21 protein-coding genes and 1 tRNA gene are annotated in these 24,564 nt (G+C 70.4%); 12 read left to right on the top strand and 10 right to left on the bottom strand.

Annotated features, from left to right (window positions below):
- Window positions 1–139 precede the first annotated feature (139 nt).
- The 3 genes from AB0I73_RS11215 to AB0I73_RS11205 all read left to right on the top strand — a co-directional run bounded on the left by AB0I73_RS11215 (window position 140) and on the right by AB0I73_RS11205 (window position 1,362).
- Window positions 140–631 (top strand): hypothetical protein, encoded by a 492-nt coding sequence (locus AB0I73_RS11215; protein WP_363036048.1) that lies wholly within the window; start codon window positions 140–142, stop codon window positions 629–631.
- Window positions 632–638: 7 nt separating this feature from the next.
- Window positions 639–971 (top strand): hypothetical protein, encoded by a 333-nt coding sequence (locus tag AB0I73_RS11210; protein WP_363036046.1) that lies wholly within the window; start codon window positions 639–641, stop codon window positions 969–971.
- A 64-nt stretch (window positions 972–1,035) separates the two neighbouring features.
- The gene (locus AB0I73_RS11205; protein ID WP_363036044.1) at window positions 1,036–1,362 is read left to right on the top strand and encodes a hypothetical protein; all 327 of its coding nucleotides are present in this window, start codon (window positions 1,036–1,038) and stop codon (window positions 1,360–1,362) included.
- A gap of 440 nt (window positions 1,363–1,802) precedes the next feature.
- Here the strand turns inward: AB0I73_RS11205 and AB0I73_RS11200 are convergent, their stop codons facing one another.
- Together AB0I73_RS11200 and AB0I73_RS11195 are read right to left on the bottom strand one after the other, a co-directional pair.
- Window positions 1,803–2,201, bottom strand: coding sequence for a hypothetical protein (locus tag AB0I73_RS11200; protein WP_363036042.1), 399 nt, complete (start codon window positions 2,199–2,201; stop codon window positions 1,803–1,805).
- A gap of 233 nt (window positions 2,202–2,434) precedes the next feature.
- Entirely contained in the window at window positions 2,435–2,587 is a 153-nt protein-coding gene (locus AB0I73_RS11195) for a hypothetical protein (protein WP_363036040.1), read from the bottom strand.
- Window positions 2,588–2,829: 242 nt separating this feature from the next.
- On the opposite strand from AB0I73_RS11195, the gene AB0I73_RS11190 reads away from it, so the two are divergent.
- Complete coding sequence (locus tag AB0I73_RS11190) at window positions 2,830–4,041, top strand: globin domain-containing protein (protein ID WP_363036039.1); 1,212 nt, start codon at window positions 2,830–2,832, stop codon at window positions 4,039–4,041.
- 56 nt (window positions 4,042–4,097) lie between these two features.
- Here the strand turns inward: AB0I73_RS11190 and AB0I73_RS11185 are convergent, their stop codons facing one another.
- From AB0I73_RS11185 to AB0I73_RS11170, 4 genes are all read right to left on the bottom strand, one after another.
- Window positions 4,098–5,717 (bottom strand): phosphodiester glycosidase family protein, encoded by a 1,620-nt coding sequence (locus AB0I73_RS11185; RefSeq protein WP_363036037.1) that lies wholly within the window; start codon window positions 5,715–5,717, stop codon window positions 4,098–4,100.
- A 263-nt stretch (window positions 5,718–5,980) separates the two neighbouring features.
- Window positions 5,981–6,631 carry a YceI family protein gene (locus tag AB0I73_RS11180; protein ID WP_363036035.1) on the bottom strand — a complete coding sequence of 217 codons (651 nt, stop codon included), beginning with the start codon at window positions 6,629–6,631 and terminating at the stop codon, window positions 5,981–5,983.
- Window positions 6,632–6,915: 284 nt separating this feature from the next.
- Window positions 6,916–7,824: a ribokinase gene (gene rbsK, locus AB0I73_RS11175; protein WP_363036034.1), complete on the bottom strand. Its 909-nt coding sequence runs from the start codon at window positions 7,822–7,824 to the stop codon at window positions 6,916–6,918.
- On the bottom strand, window positions 7,821–8,861 hold the full coding sequence (locus tag AB0I73_RS11170; RefSeq protein ID WP_363036032.1) for a LacI family DNA-binding transcriptional regulator: 1,041 nt from the start codon (window positions 8,859–8,861) through the stop codon (window positions 7,821–7,823). Before AB0I73_RS11170 ends, rbsK begins: the two co-directional genes overlap by 4 nt.
- A gap of 248 nt (window positions 8,862–9,109) precedes the next feature.
- Between AB0I73_RS11170 and AB0I73_RS11165 the strand changes: the two genes are divergently transcribed.
- From AB0I73_RS11165 to AB0I73_RS11150, 4 genes are all read left to right on the top strand, one after another.
- Window positions 9,110–9,244: a hypothetical protein gene (locus AB0I73_RS11165; RefSeq protein WP_363036030.1), complete on the top strand. Its 135-nt coding sequence runs from the start codon at window positions 9,110–9,112 to the stop codon at window positions 9,242–9,244.
- Between the two features lie 85 nt (window positions 9,245–9,329).
- Complete coding sequence (locus AB0I73_RS11160) at window positions 9,330–10,277, top strand: nucleoside hydrolase (protein ID WP_109379629.1); 948 nt, start codon at window positions 9,330–9,332, stop codon at window positions 10,275–10,277.
- A complete protein-coding gene (locus tag AB0I73_RS11155) occupies window positions 10,274–11,716 on the top strand; it encodes an MFS transporter (RefSeq protein ID WP_363036027.1) in 1,443 nt (480 codons plus the stop codon). The genes AB0I73_RS11160 and AB0I73_RS11155 overlap by 4 nt, the downstream gene beginning before the upstream one ends.
- A 349-nt stretch (window positions 11,717–12,065) precedes the next feature.
- Window positions 12,066–13,478, top strand: coding sequence for an MFS transporter (locus AB0I73_RS11150; RefSeq protein WP_363036025.1), 1,413 nt, complete (start codon window positions 12,066–12,068; stop codon window positions 13,476–13,478).
- Between the two features lie 155 nt (window positions 13,479–13,633).
- On the opposite strand, the gene AB0I73_RS11145 is transcribed toward AB0I73_RS11150, so the two are convergent.
- The 4 genes from AB0I73_RS11145 to sucC form a co-directional block, all read right to left on the bottom strand.
- A tRNA-Leu gene (locus tag AB0I73_RS11145) sits at window positions 13,634–13,718 on the bottom strand.
- 136 nt (window positions 13,719–13,854) lie between these two features.
- Window positions 13,855–15,396, bottom strand: a complete 1,542-nt coding sequence (locus AB0I73_RS11140) for an aldehyde dehydrogenase family protein (protein ID WP_363036023.1) — start codon at window positions 15,394–15,396, stop codon at window positions 13,855–13,857.
- A 77-nt stretch (window positions 15,397–15,473) separates the two neighbouring features.
- Window positions 15,474–16,358 (bottom strand): succinate--CoA ligase subunit alpha, encoded by an 885-nt coding sequence (gene sucD, locus AB0I73_RS11135; protein ID WP_363036021.1) that lies wholly within the window; start codon window positions 16,356–16,358, stop codon window positions 15,474–15,476.
- An 11-nt stretch (window positions 16,359–16,369) separates the two neighbouring features.
- Window positions 16,370–17,500 (bottom strand): ADP-forming succinate--CoA ligase subunit beta, encoded by a 1,131-nt coding sequence (gene sucC, locus AB0I73_RS11130; RefSeq protein ID WP_363036019.1) that lies wholly within the window; start codon window positions 17,498–17,500, stop codon window positions 16,370–16,372.
- Between the two features lie 224 nt (window positions 17,501–17,724).
- On the opposite strand from sucC, the gene AB0I73_RS11125 reads away from it, so the two are divergent.
- The 4 genes from AB0I73_RS11125 to AB0I73_RS11110 all read left to right on the top strand — a co-directional run bounded on the left by AB0I73_RS11125 (window position 17,725) and on the right by AB0I73_RS11110 (window position 24,359).
- On the top strand, window positions 17,725–19,407 hold the full coding sequence (locus AB0I73_RS11125; RefSeq protein WP_363036017.1) for a thiamine pyrophosphate-binding protein: 1,683 nt from the start codon (window positions 17,725–17,727) through the stop codon (window positions 19,405–19,407).
- 10 nt (window positions 19,408–19,417) lie between these two features.
- Window positions 19,418–20,650 (top strand): formyl-CoA transferase, encoded by a 1,233-nt coding sequence (gene frc, locus AB0I73_RS11120; protein ID WP_363036015.1) that lies wholly within the window; start codon window positions 19,418–19,420, stop codon window positions 20,648–20,650.
- A gap of 3 nt (window positions 20,651–20,653) precedes the next feature.
- Window positions 20,654–22,855, top strand: coding sequence for an acetate--CoA ligase family protein (locus AB0I73_RS11115; RefSeq protein ID WP_363036013.1), 2,202 nt, complete (start codon window positions 20,654–20,656; stop codon window positions 22,853–22,855).
- Between the two features lie 118 nt (window positions 22,856–22,973).
- Window positions 22,974–24,359 carry an OFA family MFS transporter gene (locus AB0I73_RS11110; RefSeq protein WP_363036011.1) on the top strand — a complete coding sequence of 462 codons (1,386 nt, stop codon included), beginning with the start codon at window positions 22,974–22,976 and terminating at the stop codon, window positions 24,357–24,359.
- The last annotated feature ends 205 nt before the right edge of the window (window positions 24,360–24,564 follow it).

The following is a 24,564-nucleotide window of genomic DNA, read 5'->3' as shown; positions in this document are numbered from 1 at the left end:
CACCATCGTGAAAGAGATCAACAGCCAGCCCCGACGCCGCCTCGGCTACTTCACCCCCCAAGAAGCGTTCCAACGAGCCCTGACCGAAGGCGTTGTTCCAACGGATTGACACCACTCCACGGACCTCGCAAAGGATTTGATGGATATCACCGGCCATTCAACCGACTTCCTCATGGACACCTCGTTCCCCGAGGCGATGCGTCGCTTCGTTTCCCGAGGTCTGCAGAGGTGGGCGGGACTGTTCCTGTACGGAGAGCCGTTCACCCTGGGCTACTTGACGGGTTGGAATATTCCCGAGGCGGACGATGACACCTCCGGCATCGTCACCTTCTCGTCCGGGCAGGACATGGAGGACTTCTGGGAGGATCACGGATACGCTCTCGATGCTTCGGGGCAAGGGCCGTACGCAATCTTCTACCGCCTCCACGCGCAGCCGCTGTATGCGACGGCGGTCTCCGTAGTGCGAACCGGTTCAACGGATTCCGAAGCGGCCGTCGAAGGGACGGGCCTGTTGCTGTCCGAGTACTACGCCGTCAGTGTGGTAACGCCCGAGGACCCTGCTGTCGATCCGTTCTCCGGGGAGATTCTCAATGACTTCCTGAAGTCTTTCGGCACACTTGGCAGATGCTGAGAGCAGCTTGCGTCACCGGGAAGGGGCACATGCCGGATCGGGGAAGTGGTTTTCCCCTCATCGGGCGGGGCGCTGGGACGAGACCTACGGTTACGACGTCCTGGGCAACCTGACCGCCTGCGCCACCTCGGGGCCCGTGGACGACGGCGCACCGGGTCCCGGGGACCGCACGTACTCGGGGACCGTCATCGAGCGGGCGGGACGCACCTTCTACCGCCACGACGGCCAGGGACGGGTGGTCCGCCGGGTCACCAAGCTGCTGTCGGGAGGCAGGCGGGAGTGGCGCTACAGGTGGAATGCCGAGGATCAGCTCGCCGACGTCGGTCAACAGATCTCCTGATTCAGTGAGCGCGCTGCCGAATTGTTCTCCCATTCGATTCATCGACGGGTGGGCCCCCGACATCATGACAGAAGAATTCCTCATGCGTCTCGACGAAGGAATGCTCGCATACTTCCGGGACATCGCGGATGAAATGGTTTCACGGTTCGGGATCTCCCGTGCCGAGGCCGTGGCGAGAATCAACGAACGCTACGAGAACGCCGAGATCTCGCCCTACCCCGATCTCATGTGCCACGAGTTCCCGGAGTATTGGGCATACGGCCTCTACTACTACCCGGACACGGCGGGCCGTCTGCCCTCCGGCGACGAGGACGAGGACGAGGACATCGATTTCTCCGCACTGAAGGTGCGCCCCGCACCCGGATCGCCGGCCTGGACACTCAGGGAGTGAGTCCGCGGGGGCACACGCGTGAGCGGCGAACCGCCGCGGCTCGGATGGAGACTCGATTTCATGAAGGGGGCGCATCATGGCACGGCCTTCCCCTACCCGCTCGAGCTGCGCCGTCGTGCGGTGCGCAGGGTCGCCGAGGTGCGCGACGACTACCCGAACGAGACGCCCGCTTTGCAGGCGGTGACCAAGGAGCTCGACATCGGGTCCCGTGAGACGCTGCGGAACCGGGGGAAGCAGCAAGAGATCGACGCGGGGACGCGTCCGGGGACGACGACGGAGGAATCCCGCCCGGCTCGAAGCGTTGAAGAGGGAGAACGCCGAACTGAAGCGGGCCGACGAGATCCTGAGGGCCGCGGTAAGTTTCCTCGCGGCCGGGCTCGACCGGACGACATGCCGATCACCTCACCGAGGCACCGGGCGCGCGGCCGCCGCCGTGCCGGTCAGAGGCCCGCCCGTGCCAGCAGCACCGGCAGCGCCTCCGGCTTCACCTTCTGCACCGACCGCACCTGCCCCAGTCCCAGTTCGTCCCGGCCCACGGGGTCGCGGTACAGCGCCTTCGTCGCCTCGGGCAGCAGAGTCACCGCGACCAGGTAGGGGATGTCGGGGGCGTCCGGATCGTTCCAGGGCTCCTCGTCGACCTCGGCCACCGCGGCGACCGCCGACTCCGGGTGGGTGAAGAAGAACCAGAGGCGGTCGCCCTCCTTCATGCGGTTGCGGCGGCTGAGCCAGAGTTCGAGTCCGGGCTCCTCCTCCGCCAGCCGACGTATCGTCTCCCTGTCAAACGGCTCCCCGTCCAGCGTGTCCCTGTTCGGATCGAGGATGTAGATCCAGTCCGCCACGACTCCCCCTCGCTCAGCACACCAGGCCCGTCGCCGGGCCCCATGCACGCCACGCACCGCTCCCACAGCAGCCGCCACGCCACATGGTGCCAAGTCACTCCGGTATCCGCAGCTGCCGGTCCCGACAAGTCGCACTCCCGTGTCCGGCACGATGGCCCGCGCACGGTGGAGCAAGTGGGTCGGGCAGCCCGTCTCCACCCTGATGTGCCCGGGGCGTCGGCCGTCGCGTCCCGTCAGTCGCCGGGCTCCAGGGCGACGTTGCCGAGTCCGTCCCGCGCCGACGCGGCGATCTGCCTGCTGAGTTCGGCCGCCCTTCGTGACCGCTCCTCGGACTCCCCGAATGCGCCGAAGACCGCTCCGTAGCGGCGCTGTACCGCGATGTCCATCCGGGGATGCGGGCGCCCTCGCCGTCGAACCGGAAGGTGCCGCTGGTGGTGGAGCGACGGCTGTCGACGGCGCTGTGCAGGAAGCCCTGTCGGTTCCATGCCGCGGGCCCCACCTGCACGGACAGTGGCGGTCCCGCAGCAGGGGCGTCCCGCTCCAGCCGAGTCCCCGGTCCGTGTCGCTCCGGAGGTGGCGGGTACCTGGAGCGGGCCAGGAGTCCTCGCCGACCCCGGAGGGAAGCCACATGCTCTCCGACACGTCCCGTCCCGTCATCACCGCCACGCTCCCCGTGGTCGCCGACCACATCGGGGAGATCGCCCAGCGCTTCTACCGGAATCTGTTCTCCGCGCATCCCGAACTCCTCGACGGCGTCTTCAACCGCGGCAACCAGGCGCACGGCCATCAGCAGCAGGCCCTGGCCGGTTCGGTGGCCGCGTTCGCGACGACCCTGGTGGAGACACCGGAGCGGGTGCCGGAGCAGCTGCTGCGCCGGATCGCCCACAAGCACGCCTCGCTCGGCATCCGCCCGGACCAGTACCAGGTCGTCCACGACCACCTGATGGGGGCGATCGGCGACGTCCTGGGCGATGCGGTCACCGCGGAGGTCGCCGCGGCCTGGGACGAGGTGTACTGGCTGATGGCCCATGCCCTGATCAACCAGGAGCGCGGCCTCTACAGCGCCCGCGGGGTCCGGCCGGAGACGGTCTGGCGGGACTGGCGGGTGGAGCGGAAGATCAAGGAGACCGGCGATGTGGTCACCTTCGTGGTCAAGCGGAACGACGACCGCCTGGTGAAGACCTCGCTGCCGGGCCAGTACGTCACCGTCCGGATGCGGATGCCCGACGGGAAGCTCCAGCCGCGTCAGTACAGCCTGACCCGCGCCGACGACGGCGAGCACCGCCAGTTCTCGGTGAAGCGGGTGCGCGGCGAGGGCGGCGATCCCGACGGCGAGATGTCGGCGCTGCTGCACGACTCCGTCGAGGTGGGCGACGACCTGACGCTGTCGCTGCCGTACGGCGACGTGGTGCTCGACGACTCGGGACGGCCGGTGGTGTTCGCCAGTGCGGGCATCGGGGTCTCCCCCATGGCGGGCATGCTGTCGCACCTGGTCGCGGCCGACTCCGGGCTGCCGATCACCGTGCTCCACGCCGACCTCGACGAGGCGTCCTTCCCGCTGCGGCGGCAAGTGGTCAACGACGTGCTGGCACTGCGGGACGCGCGGATGTACCTCTGGTACGAGAAGGGCGCGCACAGCCTCGAACCGGTGACCGGCGTCTTCGAGGGACAGATGGACCTGTCCGCCGTCGACCTCCCCGGCGACGCCCTCTACTACCTGTGCGGGCCGCTGCCCTTCATGCAGGCCGTACGGAGCCGGCTGATCGAGCAGGGGGTCGCCCCGCGCGACATCCAGTACGAGGTCTTCGGCCCCGACCTGTGGCAGGCCGACCTGGACTGACCGTCGCGGCTGCGGCACCACGACCAGTACCTGATTTCTCCACCGGGCCTGGAGCGTCAGTTCCTGCGGGGCAGGACCAACAAGGCTTCCCCGACGGGGCGTTCGCCGGCGGCGTCGGACGGGGTGTTGATGACCCGGCCGGCGGCCACCATCGTGGTCGAGCCGCCGCCGTCGAGGTTGACGGCGTCGCGCAGTCCGAGTGCCCTGGCGACCTCGGCGCTCTCGCCGATGCTGAGCCCGAGGGCGTCGGTGCCGCGTCCGTCGGCGGTGACGAGCACGGTGCGGCCGGCCGCGTCCACTCCGGCCAGGGTGCGCGGGTTGCGCTTGTGCACCCAGCCGTAGTACCAGCTCGGGTCGCCCGGGTGCACCATGCCGTCGGTGGCGGGCGTGACGTGGAGCCGCCCGTCGCGGACCAGTTCGGGGCCGGCGTTCAGGATGTCGGTGCGGGGTGAGGGCGGGACCCGGTGTCCGCGTTCGTCCAGCAGGGTCGCCTCGACGCGCAGGCGGTCGCCGACGCGTGCGAGTCCGGTCAGCCCGGCGACGTGTCGGCCGGTCGCCTGCACGGAGCTGCCGCCGTCCGGGAGCGGCCCGCCGCGGGGTGAGCGCAGCTCGACGACCCGGCCCCGGGCGTCCAGTACGGCCTCCAGCCCTTCGCCCTGCGGCGTGCGGCGGCCGTAGTCCGGTGTGAAGGCGACGAGTTCGTCGGGATTGGTGCAGGTGACGTCGTGCAGGGGCAGCGCGGTCGGAAGGTCGCCCTCGGATCCGCCGCAGTTCCTGATCAGGCCGGGGACGCGGTTGACGCCGTTCAGGCGCAGGGAAGAGTCACGACCGATGACCTGCCCTCGCCAGGTGAGCCGGGTGATCTCCGTCCGTCGGCCGTCGTCGTGGACCACCAGGCCGGGGCGTCCGCTCACCGGTTCGCTCAACAGGCGTCCGTCGTACACCCCCACGCCGGCCGGATCGCCCGGCGCGCCCGCTTTCGGGTCGAGGACGAAGAACCCGGCGTTGACCGCCGCGGTCGCGCCGGCCGCCTCCGCCAGTTCGCTGGTGGTCTCGCGGTTCTCCAGGTCCGGGCCGTACGAGGCCGTCAAGTCGCCGCGGAAGGTGCGTGGGTCGATGGTGAGCACGTCGACCCGCCAGGGGCCGCGGTCCGCGGCGTCGCCGTCCCAGCCGGTGTAGACGGCGGCTCCCGTGTGACCGGCCGCCCGCAGCCGCGCGCGTTCGGAGGTCGCGGCGGACTGCGAGTCGTAGGAGCCGACGCGGACCCGCCACCCCAGCGTGCCGCCGGCGTAGTCGGCGACCTTCGCCGTCGTCACCTCCTCGACCCGGGCGGCGAAACCGTCCCGTTCGAGTTCGGCGGCCAGTTCGTCGGCGCTCGCCTTGTCCTTCAGGGCGGTCGGGGGCGCGTCGGGGTCCGGTGAGGTGTCACCGCCGGGGATGGAGACCTCGACCGTCCAGTGCAGCGCCGGGGCGTCGTCACCGCGCACGATGCGGGTGAGGGTGACACCTGGCTGCAGGGTGGTCGTGGTACGGGTCTCGGTCAGACCGGACGGGCCCAGGGGCAGGGCGGCGTGGTGACGCCGCGGTGGGTCCAGGGGCGCCGCAGGCGCCGCCAGCGCGCCCACCGTGACGAGGACGCCGAGGACGGCACCCGCACCGGACAGTCTCTTCTTCATCGGCACCGCCTGGAAGGATGGCATGAGGATGTGACCACGGTTCGTCGGTACCCGTCCCGGAAATCACGCTGCCGGTGGACCGCAGACCGGGTTCGAACGAGCAGCATTCCCCCGCCTCGTGCCGACACGGCCATGGACAGCTGACTGTGCGCGCTGGACCAGTATCGACTGGTTCCGGCTCACGTCAAGATCCTCGAGAACGGGACCACGGCACCGCACATCCGTGCGGGAGCCCGTGCCGGGGCGCCGCGTGTGCGGGGTGGTCAGGGCGCACGGACCGCCGAGATGTCGAACTCGAGCTCGATCTCCTCGCTGACCATCAGACCACCGGTCTCCAGCACCGCGTTCCAGGTGAGGTCCCACTGGGTGCGGTTGAGGACGGCTGTACCGTCGAAGCCGATCCGCTCGACGCCGAAGGCGTCGACCACCGAGCCCGTGTAGAGGAGGTCGACGGTGATCGGATGCGTGCGGCCCTTGACGGTGAGGGCGCCCGTCATCCGGAAGCGGTCCTCACCGACCTGCTCGATGTGGGTGCTGCGGAAGGTGATGGTCGGGTAGCGCTCGGCGTCCAGGAAGTCGGCGCTGCAGAGGTGACGGTCGCGCTGCGCGACGCGGGTGTTGACGGTGTCCGCCCGAATGACCACTCCGGCTCCGGAGCGTTCCGGTCGTGCACCGTCCAACTGAAGCCAGCCGTCGAAGCCGGTGAAGCTCCCCCGGACCCGGGTCACCACGGCGTGCCGGGCGGCGAACCCGATGGTGCTGTGCGCCTGGTCGAACATCCATTCCCCGGAGAGCCCGGCCCGGGAGGGGTCGGCAACGAACGGCCGGGCGCCTGCGCCCGTCGGCGGGGCCGGCGACGGTGTCGGTTCGGTGTCGGCGGACCGTGCGTTGCGGAAGAGAGAACGGAGGACCATCAGATCTCCCGGTGAGGGTGCTTGACATCCGCATATGCGGCTTCAGGAGACCGCTATTCAACAGGTGTAGAGCGCATCAAAACGATCTTGTCCGGATTCTTTCTCAAGTTGAGATCTTCGGCGTGGGCCGGGGCCGGCGACGCGGCTGGGAGAGCCGCGACTTCGGCGGTCCGCCGTGAGCCGCGCCGGGGCCCGGGCGCGGACCCGGTGCGGGTCCCGCGCGGGCGGGCCTCAGCCCGCGCCACGGCGACGGCCTCCCCGGCGCCTCCCGCCGGAACGGCGCTTCAGCTGTTCCCGGTGTTCCCGGCGAGGAAGGCCTCCACCTCGTCGCGGCGGGCGAGGGAGGGCTGGGCACCCGCCCGTGTGGTGCTGATCGCCGCGGCGGCGCAGGCCCAGCGGGCGGACTGCTCGAGGGTGCGGCCCTCCGCGAGGGCGACGGCGAGCGCGCCGCAGAAGGAGTCACCGGCGGCGGTGGTGTCCACGGGCCGGACGGAGAAGGCGGGGACGTGCAGGTGCGAGGTGCCCTCGAGGAGGAGCACCCCGTCGCCGCCGAGCGTGACGATCACCGCGCCCGCACCGGTCAGCTTCCGGGCGGCGGCGGCGACCTCGTCGATCGTCTCCGGTACGGGCGTGCCGGTGAGGGCCGCCAGTTCCGTGCGGTTGGGGACCAGCACGTCGACGTGGGGCGGCGGGACGGCGCCGGCGACGGCGGGGGCCGGGTTGTACAGCACGATGCCGCCGGCCAGCCGTGCGGCGGCGTGGTTGGCCTCGTCCGGGACCTCCTGCTGGAGGACGGTCACGGCCGCCTTCCGCAGCACGTCCGCGGCGGCCTCGCAGTCGGCGGCGCTCAGGCGGGCGTTGGCACCGGGGCTGACGATGATGGTGTTCTCGCCGGCCGGGTCGACCGCGATCAGGGCGCGGCCGGTCGCCGTGTCCGGGGTGCGGGTGATGTGTGTGGTGTCCACGCCCTCCTCCCGGACGGCGCCGAGCATGACACCGGCCGCGTCGTCCTCGCCGACCCGGCCGACGAAGGCGACGCTCCCGCCGAGCCGGGCGGCGGCGACCGCCTGGTTGGCGCCCTTGCCACCGGGGTGCTGGGCGATGCCCCCGCCGAGGACCGTCTCGCCCGGCACCGGATGCTGGGGAACCGGTACGACGAGATCCAGGTTGAGGCTTCCGACGACTGCGATCACTGGTTTTCCTCTGAGGTGCGGGTACTGCCGGTGTCCTGCGCCGAGGCGGCGCGAGGTGCGCTGGAGGCGCGTACGACGAGTTCGGGGGCGAGCCGGACCGACCGTCGCGGCCCGTCCGGCTGTCCGTTCTGCTGCCCGGCCAGCCGGTGGCCGAGCAGGTGCGCGGCCTCGGTGGCCAGTGCGCGCACGGGCTGGCGGACGGTGGTCAGGGGCGGTTCGGCGAGGTCCGCCACGGGGACGTCGTCGAAACCGGTGACGGCGATCTCACCCGGGACGTCCACGCCGAGTTGCCGCAGCCGTCGCAGCGCACCGACCGCGATGAGGTCGTTGGCACAGACGATGGCGTCCGGCCGGGAGGGCAGGACCCGGTCCACCGCGGCCCGCCCCCACTCCAACGAGAAGTCGCCGAGTTCGACGCGGCCGGGGGCTTCCGCGTCCAGGGCGCCGGCCCCCGCCTTGTACGCCGCGAGCCGTTCGACCGCCGCCGAGGCGGTTCCGGCCGCGCCCACGAAGCACGGGCGACGGCGGCCGGTGGCGGCCAGGTGGTCCAGGACGAGTGCCATGCCGGCGGTGTTGTCGGTCGCGACCGAGTCGGCGACGCCGGGCCCGCAGCCGCGGTCCAGCAGCACCAGGGGCACGTGGGCCGCCGCCATCGCCACCGCCTCCCTGCTGTGCGTCTCGTCGACGGGGACGACCAGCAGGGCGTCGACCTGCCGGTCCAGCAGGGCGGTGATCCGGGCCGCCTCGGTCTCCGGGTCGTCGTCGCAGTCGGCGAACAGCACGGCGCGGCCCTCGGCGTGCAGCGCGTGCTCCACCTCCCGCACGAGGGAGGGGAAGAAGGGGTTGGTGATCTGCGGCAGGACGAGACCGATGGTGCCGGTGGCGCGGCTGCGCAGGGCGCGGGCGACCTGGTTGGGCCGGTAACCGAGACGGTCGGCCGCCTCCTTGACCCGGCGGGCGATCTCGGGCCCGACCGGACGGGTTCCGCCCAGCACCCGGGACACCGTGGCAACGGAGCAGCCCGACGCGTGAGCCACGTCCTTCAGTGTGACCTCGGCCACTGCCGAGCCCCCCTTCACTCGGTGCGACTCCGCTTCGCCCACCGGGCTCTCGCCAGGCGGGAAGCGGCCTTCCGGGACTGTTTCCGGCAAACGTTATCACCTGGGATTGCCGATCATCGGCCCGTCCGCGCGGAGTCGTGAGATATCGGTCATTGACAACTGCGGGTTCCATGAGGAACTTTTCTGGAGAACGTTTTCCCAAACCGTTTCCAAGGAGGTGCGCAATGTTCACCCCGATCGCCCCGATCGCCGCCGGCGCCGGTCGATCGCCCCGTGCCGCTGCCGTCCCTCCGGTGACGGAGACGGAGACGGCCACCACCACCGGCGCCGGGCGTACGAGCCGGCCCGCCCTCCGGTAGCAGCCCTCTTCGGCGCTCCAGAGATCCGCTTCACCCCCCCGTTCCACCCGTTCCACCCGTTCCACCTTGAGCAAAGGGGCTCCCGATGGCCAAAAAGATCATCCTCGACTGCGACCCCGGGCACGACGACGCCATCGCGATGCTGCTGGCGCACGGCAACCCGGACATCGACCTGGTCGCCGTCACGACCGTGGTCGGCAACCAGACGCTGGAGAAGGTGACCCGCAACGCCCTGTCCGTGGCGCGCATCGCCGGGATCACCGGCGTGCCCTTCGCCGCCGGCTGCCCGCGGCCTCTGGTGCGGGCCATCGAGACGGCCCCGGACATCCACGGCGAGACCGGTCTGGACGGACCGGAGCTGCCCGAACCGACGCTCGAGCTGGACCGCCGGCACGCCGTCGACCTCATCATCGACACGGTGATGTCGCACGAGCCCGGCGAGATCACCATCGTCCCGACGGCGGGCCTGACCAACATCGCCCTCGCCGCGCGCAAGGAGCCCCGCATCGTCGAGCGGGTCCGCGAGGTCGTCCTGATGGGCGGCGGCTACCACGAGGGCAACTGGAGCGCGGTCGCCGAGTTCAACATCATCATCGACCCCGAGGCCGCCCACATCGTCTTCAACGAGAGCTGGCCGGTCACCATGGTCGGTCTCGACCTGACGCACCAGGCCCTGGCGACGCCCGAGGTCGCCGAGAAGATCGCCGCGGTCGGCACCAAGCCCGCCAAGTTCGTCGGCGAGCTGCTGGACTTCTTCGGCGCCACCTACAAGGAGGCGCAGGGCTTCGAGCACCCGCCCGTGCACGACCCCTGCGCGGTCGCGTACGTGATCGACCCCTCCGTCATGACGGTGCGCAAGGCTCCCGTGGACGTCGAGCTCAGCGGCGGTCTGACCCTGGGCATGACCGTGACGGACTTCCGTGCCCCGGCTCCGGCCGACTGCCACACCCAGGTCGCGGTCGAGCTCGACCGCGAGCGGTTCTGGGACCTCGTGGTGGACGCCCTCGAGCGGATCGGTGACGTCGAGGCATGAGCGCACCCACCACTCTGAACCGGCCCGACGAGACGTCGGGCCGGCGCGCGACCCGCGTGGGCGTGCTGATGGTCGCACTCCTCGCGGCCTGTTTCGCCTTCCAGCTCAACGCGAGCATGCTCAGCCCCGCGCTGAAGAACATCGAGGAGAGCTTCGGGGCCAGCTCGGCCGAGATCGGGCTCACCCAGACCGCGTTCTTCACCTCGGCGGCCCTGTTCTCGCTCTTCCTGCCGAGGCTGGGCGACGTCATCGGCCGGCGCAAGGTCCTGGCCGGCATGCTGGCGCTCATGGCCATCGGCTGTGTCGTCGCCGCACTGGCGCCGAGCGTGCCCGTGCTGTTCGTCGGCCGCATCATCCAGGGTGTGTCCGGCCCGGTCGTCCCCCTCTGCCTGATCATGCTGCGGCAGGAGGTGCGCGAACCGAAGAAGTACGGCACCCTGCTGGGCGTGATCACCGCCGTCAACGGCGGCATCGCCGGTATCGACGCCCTCGCCGGCGGCTACCTCGCCGACAACTACGGCTTCCGGTCGGTCTTCTGGACGATGGCCGTCGTGGCGGTCCTCGCCGCCGTGATGGTCGCCACCCTGACCCCCGAGACCAAGGCGCCCAACGCGGACCGGATGGACTGGCCCGGTGTGGCACTCCTCGTCGTGTCCGTCGGCGCACTGCTCACCGCGCTGAACGAGGCCGGCAAGCTCGCCGACGCCAACTGGCTCCTCGTCGCCGTCCTCATCGTCGTCGGCGCGATCGCCTTCGCCCTGTTCTGGCGGACCGAGGACCGCAGCAGGCACCCGCTGGTCGCCACCCGGCACCTGAAGCAGCGCTCGACCTGGGCGACCCTGCTGACCACCCTGCTCACCATGACGGGCGTGTTCGCCGTCATGAACGGCCTGATCCCGGCACTCGCCCAGGACGGGAACGCCGGACTCGGCATGGGCGCCGAGCAGTCCGCGTGGTGGACCCTCACGCCGTACGCCCTGGCCGGCCTGGCCATGGGACCCCTTGCCGGCCGGCTCGCCGCCACCTTCGGGTACGGCCGCATCCTGCGGCTGGGGCTGATCGGAGCCGTGACGGGCGTGCTCCTGATGATCCTCACGGTCGACTCCCAGTCCCGCCCCATGCTGCTGCTGACCTCGATCCTGGTCGGCATCGCCTACGCGGGCGTGGCGAACATCGTGCTCAACGGGCTCGGCATCGTCCTGTCCCCCAAGGAGAACCCGGGCTTCCTGCCCGGCCTCAACGCGGGGGCGTTCAACCTCGGCGCCGGTCTCAGCTTCGCGCTGCTGTACGCGGTCAAGACCGCGGCCCTGCCGGACGACCCCACGTCGCCCGCCGACTACACCGCCGGCATGATCGCCGGAGTGGTCATCCTGGCCGCCGCCTTCGCGACGTCCTTCATGATCCCGAAGCCGGTGGAGGCCGAAGCGCGCGACGACTGAGTCAGCCCTTCCGGTACCGCCGCGACCCGGCGGTGGTCCGGTCCGGCGATCTGACGACGGCCTGCGGCACGGGCCCGGGGATTCCTCCCGGGTTCCGTGCCGCGGGCCGTTCGCCGTTCGCCCGCCGGGGGCCGGCCCCCGTGGCGGGCCCGCGTGCGTTCACGACGTCCGACATCTCGAACTCGTCCCACATCTTGATACGCGTCGACTGGTGAGTGAGATGTCTGGGAACCTTGAACCGCCTGTACCGTACACGCGTCCTTCCTCCGGGAAGGCGCCTGCCGTCGGACGGGCCGTCGGCGTTACCCCGTCGGCGTCTGTTCTCCGCCCTCGTGCGAAAGACCGAGAAATGCCCGCACCAGCCACCAGTCCAGCCCCGGCGCCCGTCAACTCGCGGTCCCGTGTCCTCGTCGCGAGCCTCATCGGCACGACGATCGAGTTCTACGACTTCTACATCTACGCGACCGCCGCCGTCCTGGTCTTCCCCGCGCTCTTCTTCCCGAACAGCGACCCGACCACCGCGCTGCTGTCGTCCTTCGCGGTGTTCGGCGCCGCCATGGTCGCCCGTCCGATCGGCGCCGTCGTCTTCGGGCACCTCGGCGACCGGCTCGGCCGCAAGGGCACGCTGGTGGCCTCGCTCCTCACCATGGGCATCGCCACCTTCCTCATCGGCGTACTGCCCACCTACGAGCAGGCCGGCTGGATCGCCACCGCGCTGCTGGTGCTGATGCGGCTCGCCCAGGGCTTCGCGCTGGGCGGTGAGTGGAGCGGCGCCGCGCTGGTCGCGACGGAGAACGCCCCGAAGAACAAGCGCGCCCTCTACGGCACGTTCCCGCAGCTGGGTGCCCCGCTCGGCTTCATCATCGGCAACGGCCTCTTCCTGATCATCGGCGCGCTGCTGCCGTCCGCCGCGGGCGCCGACCCGTCGCAGCCCTCCGAGGCCTTCCTGAGCTGGGGCTGGCGCATTCCGTTCCTGTTCTCGGCCGTGATGGTCGTGATCGGCCTGTGGGTGCGGATGCGCCTGGTCGAGGCTCCGGTCTTCTCCAAGACCCGTGAGGCCGGGCTGGTGCGGAAGCTGCCGCTGGCCACCGTCTTCCGCAACCACTGGAAGCAGCTGGTCCTCGGCACCTTCTTCATGCTGGCCACCTACGTGCTCTTCTACCTGATGACCACGTTCTCGCTGAGCTACGGCCGGACCGCGACGGACGCCGCCGTGCCCGGCCTGGGGTACAGCTACACCACCTTCGTCCTGATGATGATCTTCGGGGTGCTGTTCTTCGCCGCGTTCACCCTGATCTCCGGCCCGCTCGCCGACAAGTACGGCCGTCGCGCCACCCTGATCTGGGTCACCGCCGCGATCCTGGTCTTCGGTCTGGTGTGGGTGCCGCTGATCGGCATGGGCACGCTCGGCGTGGTGCTGTGGCTGGTGCTCGGCTTCACGCTGATGGGCATGACCTTCGGCCCGATGGGCGCGCTGCTGCCGGAGCTGTTCCCGACGAGCGTGCGCTACACCGGCTCCGGCATCTCGTACAACGTCAGCTCGATCCTCGGTGCGGCCGTCGCCCCGTTCATCGCGGTGGCGCTGTGGGAGGCCGCCGACGGCTCGCCGTGGCTGGTCGGCGTCTACCTCTCCGCGATGTCACTGCTGACCCTGGTCTCGCTGCTGATCGGCAAGGAGACGAAGGACACCGCCCTCGACGAGGGCGAGGCCCCCGCCACCGCCGACCGGGACGAGGTCCCCGCCGCCACCGCAGTGCCCTGAACCGCCCGGCGTTCCACTGCGGCCTCCTTCCCCCTTCTCCGGGGAAGGGGGCCGCGGTGTTTTCTGTGCGGTCTCCGCCGGGCGGGGCCGTGGACGCACGAAAAAGGGCCACGACCATAAGGTCGAAGCCCTTGCATCCGTGTCTTCACTGCGAGTGTCCGAGGGGGGACTTGAACCCCCACGCCCGATAAAGGGCACTAGCACCTCAAGCTAGCGCGTCTGCCATTCCGCCACCCGGACCAGGTGTGTACCGCCTTGTCAGGGGCGTTCCCCTCGGCGACGTGGACAACCATACCAAGGTTTCGCAGTGCCTTTCACCTGCGTTTCCGTGCCCCGGGCAGGGGTCCGTCCGGACCTGCCCGGGGCACGGGGTTCGTCAGGGCATGAGGTGGTACTCCGGGAAGTTGCCGGGCAGCCGCTCCTCCGCCGGGCCCTGCGTCACGGCGCGGACCAGCAGCTCGCCGCCGACGAAGGCGCCGCGCCAGGAGGCGCCGAACCCGCCGAACAGTTCGTCCCGGTCACCGCGGGAGCGCGGGGTGCCGTGGCCGACCTTGAAGGCGCGGATCTGCGGGGCGAGCCGGTCGTAGGTGGCCCGGTCGTCCGTGGACAGCGTGGCCACCAGCGCGCCGTTGGACGCGTTCATGGCGGCCAGCAGTTCCGCCTCGGTGTCGACCAGGACGATCGTGTCGACCGGCCCGAACGGCTCCGCGTGGTACAGCGGTGAGGACGGTGGCGGGTCCAGCAGCGTGACGGGCTGGACGTACGCCGAGGTGTCCTGGCCGGGCAGGAAGCGGGCGTCCGCCTCGTCGCCGTGGTGCAGCGGTACGGCACCGCGGTCGACGGCCTCGGTGACCTGGTCGCGCAGTTCCTTCGCCTTGGCCGCGTTGATCATCGGCCCGAAGTCCAGCCGCGGGTGGGGGTCGTCGGGGTGCTCCACGGCGAGCGGGTGGCCGATCCTGAGCGTGCGCACCGCGGGGAGGTACGCGGCCAGGAACTCGTCGAAGAGCTGTCGCTGGACGACGAAGCGCGGATACGCCGTGCAGCGCTGCTTGCCGTAGTCGAAGAGCTTGGGGACGACCGCCGCGAGCGCGTCCCAGTCCGAGTGGTTCCAGATGCCCCAGGTGTTGAGTCCTTCCTGTTCGAGGACGTGCCGCTTGCCGAGGTCGGCGACGGCCGTGGCCACCGCCGCGCCGGTGTCGCGACCGCCGACGAAGGAGACGCAGCCGATCTCGGGCGCCCGCACCAGCGCCTCGGACAGCTCGCCCCCGCTGCCGCTGACGAGGGTGACGGGGATCCCCTCGCGGGCGGCGAGCGCCGAGGCCAGGGTCAGACAGGCGACGCCGCCGTCGGTCGGGGTCTTGGCGATGACCGCGTTGCCCGCCAGCGCCTGGACCAGCAGGGCGTGGACGAGCACGCTCATCGGGTAGTTCCAGCTCGCGATGTTGGACACCGGCCCGTCCAGCGGGGCCCGGCCGGCGACCATGGCGTCGATGCCGTCGACGTACCAGCGCACGCCGTCGATGGCCCGGTCGACGTCCGCCTGGGCCAGCCGCCAGGGTTTGCCGATCTCCCAGACGAGGAGGAGGGCGAGCAGTTCGCGGTGTTCGGTGAGGGCGTCCAGGGTGGCGGCGACGCGGGCGCGGCGTTCCGGCAGCGGGACATGCCGCCAGGCGCGGTGCTGGTCCAGCGCGGCGCGTACGGCGTCCTGGGCGGTGGCCCGGTCCAGGCGCGGCGGGCCGATGACGGGGCTGCCGTCGACGGGGCTGACGGCGGGCAGCGTGCTGCCGTCGGCCTGCCAGGCGGCGTTCCAGAGGTTGAGGACGCGGTCGTCCCGGAAGGCCTCGGGGGCGACGGCGAGGCAGCGCTGCCAGGCGTCGGTCCAGGAGGTTCCGGCTTTGAGGGTGAGGGTGGATGCCATGCGGTTCTCTCCGCTCTCGGTGCACAGTCGAGAGGAGGGGGCCCGGGGGGCCGCCCTTGGCTGGGGTTCGCTCTGGGTCACCGTCCGGCTTCGAGGACGGCGAGTACGTGTCGTGCCGTTTCCGTGGGTGTGCCACCCACCCGGACGCCGACGGCTTCCAGGGCGTCCTGCTTCGCCTGTGCCGTGCCCGAGGAGCCGGAGACGATCGCGCCCGCATGGCCCATGGTACGGCCCTCCGGTGCGGTGAAGCCCGCGATGTAGGCGACGACCGGCTTGGTGACGTGCTCGCCGATGTAGGCGGCCGCGCGTTCCTCGGCGTCGCCGCCGATCTCACCGATGAGGACGACGACGTCGGTGTCGGGGTCGTCCTGGAAGGCGGCGAGGCAGTCGATGTGGGTGGTGCCGACGACGGGGTCCCCGCCGATGCCGACACAGGTCGAGAAGCCGATGTCCCGCAGCTCGTACATGAGCTGGTAGGTGAGCGTGCCGGACTTGGAGACCAGTCCGATGCGGCCCGGCTTGGTGATGTCGGCGGGGATGATGCCGGCGTTGGACTGTCCGGGGGTGATCAGGCCGGGGCAGTTGGGGCCGATGACCCGGGTGCCCTTCTGCCGTGCGTACGTGGTGAAGGCGACGGAGTCGTGGACGGGGATGCCCTCGGTGATGACGACGGCGAGGCCGATGCCGGCGTCGGCCGCCTCCAGGACGGCGGCCTTGGCGTGGGCGGGCGGTACGAAGACCACGGTGACATCGGCTCCGGTCGCCCGCATGCCGTCGGCGACCGATCCGAAGACGGGCACGACCCGCTCGTCGAAGTCGACGGTCCGGCCTGCCTTTCGCGGGTTGACTCCGCCGACGACGTTCGTGCCGGCGGCGAACATCCGCCGGGTGTGCTTCATGCCCTCGCCGCCGGTCATGCCCTGGACGAGGACCTTGCTCTCCTTGGTGAGGTGGATCGCCATGTCCGGTCTCCTCAGGCTGTGGTGGCGAGTCGGGCCGCGCGGCCGGCGGCGCCGTCCATCGTGGTGGCCTGTTCGACCAGCGGGTGAGCGCGGTCGTCGAGGATGGCGCGGCCCCGGGCCGCGTTGTTGCCGTCGAGGCGCACGACGAGCGGTTTGGTCAGCCGGACGGTGTCCAGGGCGCGGACGATGCCGTCGGCCACCGCGTCGCAGGCGGTGATGCCGCCGAAGACGTTGACGAAGACGGATTTCACGGCCGGGTCGGAGAGGATGACGGACAGTCCGTCCGACATGATCTGCGCCGACGCCCCGCCGCCGATGTCGAGGAAGTTGGCGGGGCGGGCCCCGCAGCCGGCGACGACGTCGAGGGTCGACATGACCAGGCCGGCGCCGTTGCCGATGATGCCGACCTCGCCGTCCAGTTTGACGTAGTTGAGGCCCTTCGCCGCCGCGGCCGCCTCCAGCGGGTCGTCGTGGGCCGAGTCCTCCGCTCCCCACCGGGCCTGCCGGAAGCGGGCGTTGTCGTCGAGGGTGACCTTGCCGTCGAGGGCCATGATCCGTCCGTCGCGCGTGCGGACGAGCGGGTTGACCTCGACGAGCAGGGCGTCCTCGCGGACGAGGACCTTCCAGAGCCGGACGAGGACGTCGACGGTCTGCGGCGGGAGGCCCGCCGCCTCGGCGATGCGGGCCGCGGTCGCCGAGGTGACGCCCTCGGCGGGGTCGACGGGGATGCGCGCGACGGCCTCGGGGCGGGTGGCGGCGACCTCCTCGATGTCCATGCCGCCCTCGGCGGAGGCGATGGCGAGGAAGCGGCCGGCGGCGCGGTCCAGGACGTAGGAGACGTAGAACTCGTCCTCGATCTCCACGGGCTGGGCCAGCATGACCTTGCCGACCGTGTGTCCCTTGATGTCCATGCCGAGGATCTGGCGTGCCGTCAGTTCGGCGGCGGCCGGGTCGGCGGCGATCTTCACTCCGCCCGCCTTGCCGCGTCCGCCGGTCTTGACCTGTGCCTTGACGACGACGCGGCCGCCGAGGCGGCGGGCGATCGCGCGGGCTTCCTTGGGCGCGTCGGTGACCTCGGCCTTCGGCACCACGATGCCGTGTTCCTCGAAGAGTTGCCTTGCCTGGTGTTCGTACAGGTCCATCTCGGCTCCTGTCTGCGCATGTCTGCGAAGTCGCCGGAAGGTCGCTGGGAGAAGCCGGGGTCCGGCGGGGGAAAAGTGCCGCACACCCCCTGGACACCACTCAGGGGATGCGGGATAACAAGCTTCATACAGTATTCGTCGACTGTATGCAATGTACTGCGAGAGCGGTACGCGAGCAGTACGCGAGAGCGTTCCCACCCCCTATGAAGGGACAGGACTTCGCCATGCCCGACGACACACAGGACCTGATCTCCGGCGGTCACCTCGTCGCCAAGGCCCTCAAGGCCGAGGGCGTCGACCGCATCTACACGCTGTGCGGCGGCCACATCATCGACATCTACGACGGCTGCGTGGACGAGGGCATCGAGGTCGTCGACGTACGCCACGAACAGGTGGCCGCGCACGCGGCCGACGGCTACGCACGGATCACCGGCAAGCCCGGCTGCGCGGTCGTCACCGCGGGCCCCGGCACCACCGACGCCGTCACCGGCGTCGCCAACGCCTTCCGCGCCGAGTCGCCGATGCTGCTGATCGGCGGTCAGGGAGCCCTGACCCAGCACAAGATGGGGTCCCTGCAGGACCTGCCGCACGTCGACATGATGAACCCCATCACCAAGTTCGCGGCGACCGTGCCGGACACGGCGCGCGCGGCGGACATGGTGTCGATGGCCTACCGCGAGTGCTACCACGGCGCGCCCGGCCCCTCCTTCCTGGAGATCCCGCGCGACGTACTGGACGCCAAGGTCCCGGCGTCCGCGGCACGCGTGCCGCGGCAGGGCGCCTACCGCGCCTCGACGCGCTCGGCCGGCGACCCCGAGGCCGTCGAGAAGCTCGCCGACCTGCTGACGCACGCCGAGAAACCGGCGATCCTGCTCGGCAGCCAGGTGTGGACCACCCGGGGCACCGAGGCGGCCACCGAACTCGTCCGCACCCTCAACATCCCCGCCTACATGAACGGCGCGGGACGCGGCACCCTGCCGCCCGGCGACCCGCACCACTTCCAGCTGTCGCGCCGGTACGCCTTCTCCAACGCCGACGTCATCGTGATCGTCGGCACGCCCTTCGACTTCCGCATGGGCTACGGCAAGCGGCTCTCCCCCACTGCGACCGTCGTGCAGATCGACCTCGACTACCGCACCGTCGGCAAGAACCGCGACATCGACCTCGGCATCGTCGGCGACGCGGGGCTGGTGCTGAAGTCGGTGACCGAGGCGGTGTCCGGAAGGATCAACGGCGGTGCCTCCAAGCGCAAGGAGTGGCTGGACGAGCTGCGCGCGGCCGAGCAGACCGCGCTGGAGAAGCGGCTGCCGCAGCTCAGGTCGGACGCCTCCCCCATCCACCCCTACCGGCTGGTCAGCGAGATCAACGACTTCCTCACCGAGGACTCGATCTACATCGGGGACGGCGGCGACATCGTCACCTTCTCCGGGCAGGTCGTCCAGCCCAAGTCGCCCGGCCACTGGATGGACCCGGGCCCGCTGGGCACCCTCGGCGTCGGTGTCCCCTTCGTGCTCGCGGCCAAGCAGGCGCGGCCCGACAAGGAGGTCGTCGCCCTCTTCGGCGACGGCGCCTTCTCCCTGACCGGCTGGGACTTCGAGACCCTCGTCCGCTACGACCTGCCCTTCGTCGGCATCGTCGGCAACAACTCCTCGATGAACCAGATCCGTTACGGCCAGGCCGCCAAGTACGGCAAGGAGCGGGAGCGGATCGGCAACACCCTCGGCGACGTCCCGTACGACCAGTTCGCGCGGATGCTGGGCGGTCACGGCGAGGAGGTCCGCGACCCCGCCGACATCGGCCCCGCGCTGCGCCGGGCCCGCGAGTCGGGCAAGCCGTCCCTGATCAACGTCTGGGTGGACCCGGACGCGTACGCCCCCGGAACCATGAACCAGACGATGTACAAGTGAGGTGCACGCCATGACCGCCAAGGCACTTGACGGCATCCGCGTCCTGGACATGACGCACGTCCAGTCCGGGCCCTCCGCCACCCAGTTGCTGGCCTGGCTCGGCGCGGACGTCGTCAAACTGGAGGCCCCGACCGGGGACATCACGCGCACACAGCTGCGCGACCTCCCGGACGTCGACTCCCTCTACTTCACGATGCTCAACTGCAACAAGCGGAGCATCACCCTCAACACCAAGACCGAGCGCGGCAAGGAGATCCTCACCGAGCTGATCCGGCGCTCGGACGTCATGGTCGAGAACTTCGGACCAGGTGCCGTCGACCGGATGGGCTTCACCTGGGACCGCATCAAGGAGATCAATCCACGGATCGTCTACGCCTCCATCAAGGGGTTCGGCGAGGGCCCGTACACCGCCTTCAAGGCGTACGAGGTCGTCGCGCAGGCCATGGGCGGGTCGATGTCGACCACCGGTTTCGAGGACGGACCGCCGTTGGCGACGGGGGCCCAGATCGGGGACTCGGGCACGGGCATCCACGTGGTGGCGGGCATCCTCGCCGCGCTGTTCCAGCGGGAGCACACCGGGCGCGGGCAGCGGGTGAACGTGGCCATGCAGCACGCGGTGCTCAACCTCTGCCGGGTGAAGCTGCGCGACCAGCAGCGCCTGACCCATGGTCCGCTCGCCGAATACCCCAACGAGGACTTCGGCGACGAGGTTCCCCGGTCCGGGAACGCCTCCGGCGGCGGACAGCCCGGCTGGGCGGTCAAGTGCGCGCCGGGCGGGCCGAACGACTACGTGTACGTGATCGTGCAGCCCGTCGGCTGGAAGCCGATCAGTGAGCTGATCGGCCGGCCGGAGCTGGCCGAGGACCCCGAGTGGGCGACACCGGAGGCTCGGTTGCCCCAGCTCAACAAGATGTTCCAGCTGATCGAGGAGTGGTCCTCGACGCTGCCCAAGTGGGAGGTGCTGGAGCGGCTGAACGCGCACAACATCCCGTGCGGGCCGATCCTGTCCACCAAGGAGATCATCGAGGACCCCTCGCTGGCCGCGAACGAGATGGTCGTCACCGTCCCGCACCCCGAGCGCGGCGAGTTCGTCACCGTCGGCAGCCCGCTGAAGCTCTCCGACTCCCCCGTCGACGTGGTCGCCTCCCCGCTGCTCGGCGAGCACAACGAAGAGGTGTTCGTCGGCGAGCTCGGGATCGGCGACGAGGAACTGCGTCTGCTCAAGTCGAACGGAGTGATCTGAGTGATGGCCGAGGACCGCACGCTCCGGGTGCGCGAGCTGCTCGACGCGGTGCGCGCCGACGGGCGCACCGCCCTCACCGCGCCCGAGGGCAAGGTGCTGGCGGACGCGTACGGGATCGCCGTACCGGGTGAGGAGTTGGCGACGGACGTCGAGGAGGCCGTGGCGTACGCGGCACGGTTCGGCGGGCCCGTCGTGATGAAGATCGTCTCGCCGGACATCCTGCACAAGACCGATGCCGGCGGTGTGATCGTCGGCGTGGAGGGCTCGGCCGACGTGCGGGCGGCGTTCTGCCGGATCGTGGAGAACGCGCGCGCCTACGACCCCGCCGCCCGGATCGACGGTGTGCAGGTGCAGGAGCTGCTGCCGCAGGGGCAGGAGGTCATCGTCGGCGCGGTCACCGATCCGACGTTCGGGAAGGTGGTGGCGTTCGGTCTCGGCGGTGTGCTCGTCGAGGTGCTCAAGGACGTCACCTTCCGGCTCGCGCCGGTGGAGGCCGACGAGGCGCTGTCGATGCTGGACTCGATCCGGTCGGCGGAGATCCTGCGCGGGGTGCGCGGCCGGGAGGGCGTGGACCGGTGGGCGGTCGCCGAGCAGATCCGCCGGGTGTCGGAACTCGTCACGGACTTCCCGGAGATCGCCGAGGTGGACCTCAACCCGGTGATCGCCACCCCGGACGGGGCCGTCGCCGCGGACATCCGCGTGATCCTGTCCACCGAGCCGCCCAGGGAACGCCGCCGGTACTCGCGCGAGGAGATCCTGACCTCGATGCGGCGGCTGATGCAGCCGCGTTCGGTGGCCGTGATCGGCGCCTCCAACGAGGCGGGCAAGATCGGCAACTCGGTGATGCGCAACCTCGTCGACGGCGGTTTCGCCGGGGAGATCCATCCGGTGAACCCCAAGGCCGATGACATTCTGGGCCGCAAGGCGTACAAGAGTGTCACGGACGTCCCCGGTGAGGTGGATGTGGCGGTCTTCGCGATCCCCGCCAAGTTCGTGGCCGCGGCGCTGGAGGAGGTGGGGCGCAAGAAGATCCCGAACGCCGTCCTCATCCCCTCCGGGTTCGCCGAGACCGGTGAGCACGAACTCCAGGACGAGATCGTGGCGATCGCCGAGCGGCACGGCATCCGGCTGCTCGGGCCCAACATCTACGGCTACTACTCGACCTGGCAGGACCTGTGCGCCACGTTCTGCACGCCGTACGACGTCAAGGGCGGGGTCGCGCTGACCTCGCAGTCGGGCGGCATCGGGATGGCCATCCTGGGCTTCGCCCGCACCACCAGGACGGGTGTGTCGGCGATCGTCGGGCTGGGCAACAAGTCGGACCTGGACGAGGACGACCTGCTGACCTGGTTCGGGGAGGACCCGCGCACCGACTGCATCGCCATGCACCTGGAGGACCTCAAGGACGGGCGGGCGTTCGTGCGGGCCGCGCGGGAGACCGTGCCGAAGAAGCCGGTCGTGGTGCTGAAGGCGGGGCGTACGGCGGCGGGCGCGAAGGCCGCGGGCTCGCACACCGGCGCCCTGGCGGGTGACGACGCCGTGTACGACGACATCCTGCGGCAGGCCGGCGTGATCCGCGCGCCGGGCCTGAACGACATGCTCGAGTACGCGCGCGCGTTGCCGGTGCTGCCCACCCCGAAGGGCGACAACGTCGTGATCATCACGGGGGCGGGCGGCAGCGGGGTGCTGCTGTCGGACGCGGTGACGGACAACGGGCTGTCGCTGATGGAGATCCCGCCGGATCTGGACGCGGCGTTCCGGGCGTTCATCCCGCCGTTCGGGGCGGCCGGCAACCCGGTGGACATCACCGGGGGCGAGCCGCCGTCGACGTACGAGGCGACGATCCGGCTGGGTCTCGAGGACCCGCGCATCCACGCGCTGGTCCTCGGTTACTGGCACACGATCGTCACGCCTCCCATGGTGTTCGCGGAGCTCACCGCGCGGGTGGTGGCCGAGTTCCGCGAACGGGGCATCGAGAAGCCGGTGGTGGCGTCGCTCGCGGGTGACGTGGAGGTCGAGGAGGCGTGCCAGTACCTCTTCGAGCGGGGGGTCGTGGCGTACCCGTACACGACCGAGCAGCCGGTGGCCGTGCTCGGTGCGAAGTACCGCTGGGCGCGTGCGGCGTCAAAGCTGGGGGCCGAAGGCCCCTCCGACAGGGCGGTGGCGGGCGACGGGCGGGATGTTGGGGGGCGGTTCATGAGGTGAGTGAACCGGGGGGCCGGCCGACGGTGCGCGTCGGCCGGCCCCGGGACCCGAACGCGCACGAAAGGCATTGGACAGGGGGCGCTGGCCAGAACTTTCGACGCAAGGGGTGCAACACGACATGACAACGACTGATCTACGCAATTCGGTTCCCTACCGGGAGGTGGCGGACGCGAACGGACGCGTCTACCGCCTCGGTGAGACCGACGTCGACATCATGGGCCGCAAACGCAAGTGGATGGTCATCCTGCCGTGGGTCGGCATGATGGGCATCAGCTCGGCGGAGTACGCGTTCGCGTCGGCCGAGGACACCCTGCACACGGCTCACTCGTGGAGCAGCGCGCACATCTTCTGGATGCTGGGGGTCTGGGTCTTCTTCCAGGCGGCGGTGGCCTTCCCGGCGGGCAAGCTGCGGGAGAGCGGCCGGCTGCCGGCCCGCTGGGCGATGATGTGCGGTGCGGTGGGCACCCTGCTGGGCTATCTCTCGCTCGCCTTCGCACCGCATGTGATCGTCGCGTATCTCGGCTTCGGCATGTTCAGCGGTATGGGCGCCGGCATGGTGTACGCGACCTGCGTGAACATGGTCGCCAAGTGGTATCCGGAGCGCAAGGGCGGCAAGACCGGCTTCGTGAACGGCGGTTTCGCCTACGGTTCGGTGCCGTTCGTCTTCATCTTCACCGGCTTCATGGACCTCACCAACTTCCGGTGGGTGCTGGTCTCCGTGGGTGTGTTCCTGGCCGGTGTGGTGGCGGTGTCCGGCTACTTCTTCAAGGACCCGCCGAAGAACTGGTGGCCGGCCGACATCGATCCGCTGAAGAAGCCGACCGACGCGCGCACCCGGCGCGCGCTGGAGAAGAACCCGCCGGCCGTGCACCAGTACACCCCCATGGAGGCGTGGCGCACCGGCCGGGTGGCGCTGATGTGGTTCTGCCTGCTGTGCACCTCGGGCGTGAACATCTTCGGCATCGCCTTCCAGGTGCCCTTCGGTGACGACGCGGGCTTCGCCGGAGGCATCGTGGCGACCGCCATGTCCCTGAAGGCGATCGTCAACGGCACCGGCCGCGGTGTCATCGGCTGGCTCTCCGACCGTTACGGGCGCAAGCAGTGCCTGATCTTCGTCTGCATCGTCCTCGGTCTGTCCCAGTACGGCATCCTGGTCTCCGGGAACATCGGGAACCTGCCGCTGTTCCTGGTGTTCTCGTCCATCTCCGGTTTCGGCGGCGGCGCCATCTTCCCCATGTTCGCCGCGCTCACCGCCGACTACTTCGGTGAGAACAACAACGCCACCAACTACGGCCTGGTGTACTCCTCGAAGCTGGTCTCCGGTCTGCTCGGGTCCGGTATGGGCGCCGTCGTGGTGGCCGCCTGGGACTACGCCGGCGCGTTCGTCCTCGCCGGTTCGATCTCCCTGTTCGCCGGTTTCGTGGCCGTGTTCCTGCACCCCCCGGGCCGGCCGAAGGCCCGCATCACCCCGAACCCGCGGCCGCTCGGTGACGAGACTGCGTGAGCCCGCGGACCGCCGGAGCCGCACACCGTCCCTGTTTCACGACACCGGCACCGACACCGGCACGAGAGCTCCGTCCACACGGACCGGGCGGCACCGGCGAGCGCCCGCCCCGCGTTCCGGCCCTGTGCGCCGTCCTGGCTCATGTTCCGCGATCGCGTTCGATCGCGCCGTAGGCGAGGCGGTAGTAGCCGGAGCCTTCGAAGAA

The sequence above is a fragment of the Streptomyces sp. NPDC050388 genome (assembly GCF_040655635.1).
Lineage (GTDB): Bacteria > Actinomycetota > Actinomycetes > Streptomycetales > Streptomycetaceae > Streptomyces.
This window is presented reverse-complemented; position numbering and strand designations above follow the sequence as displayed.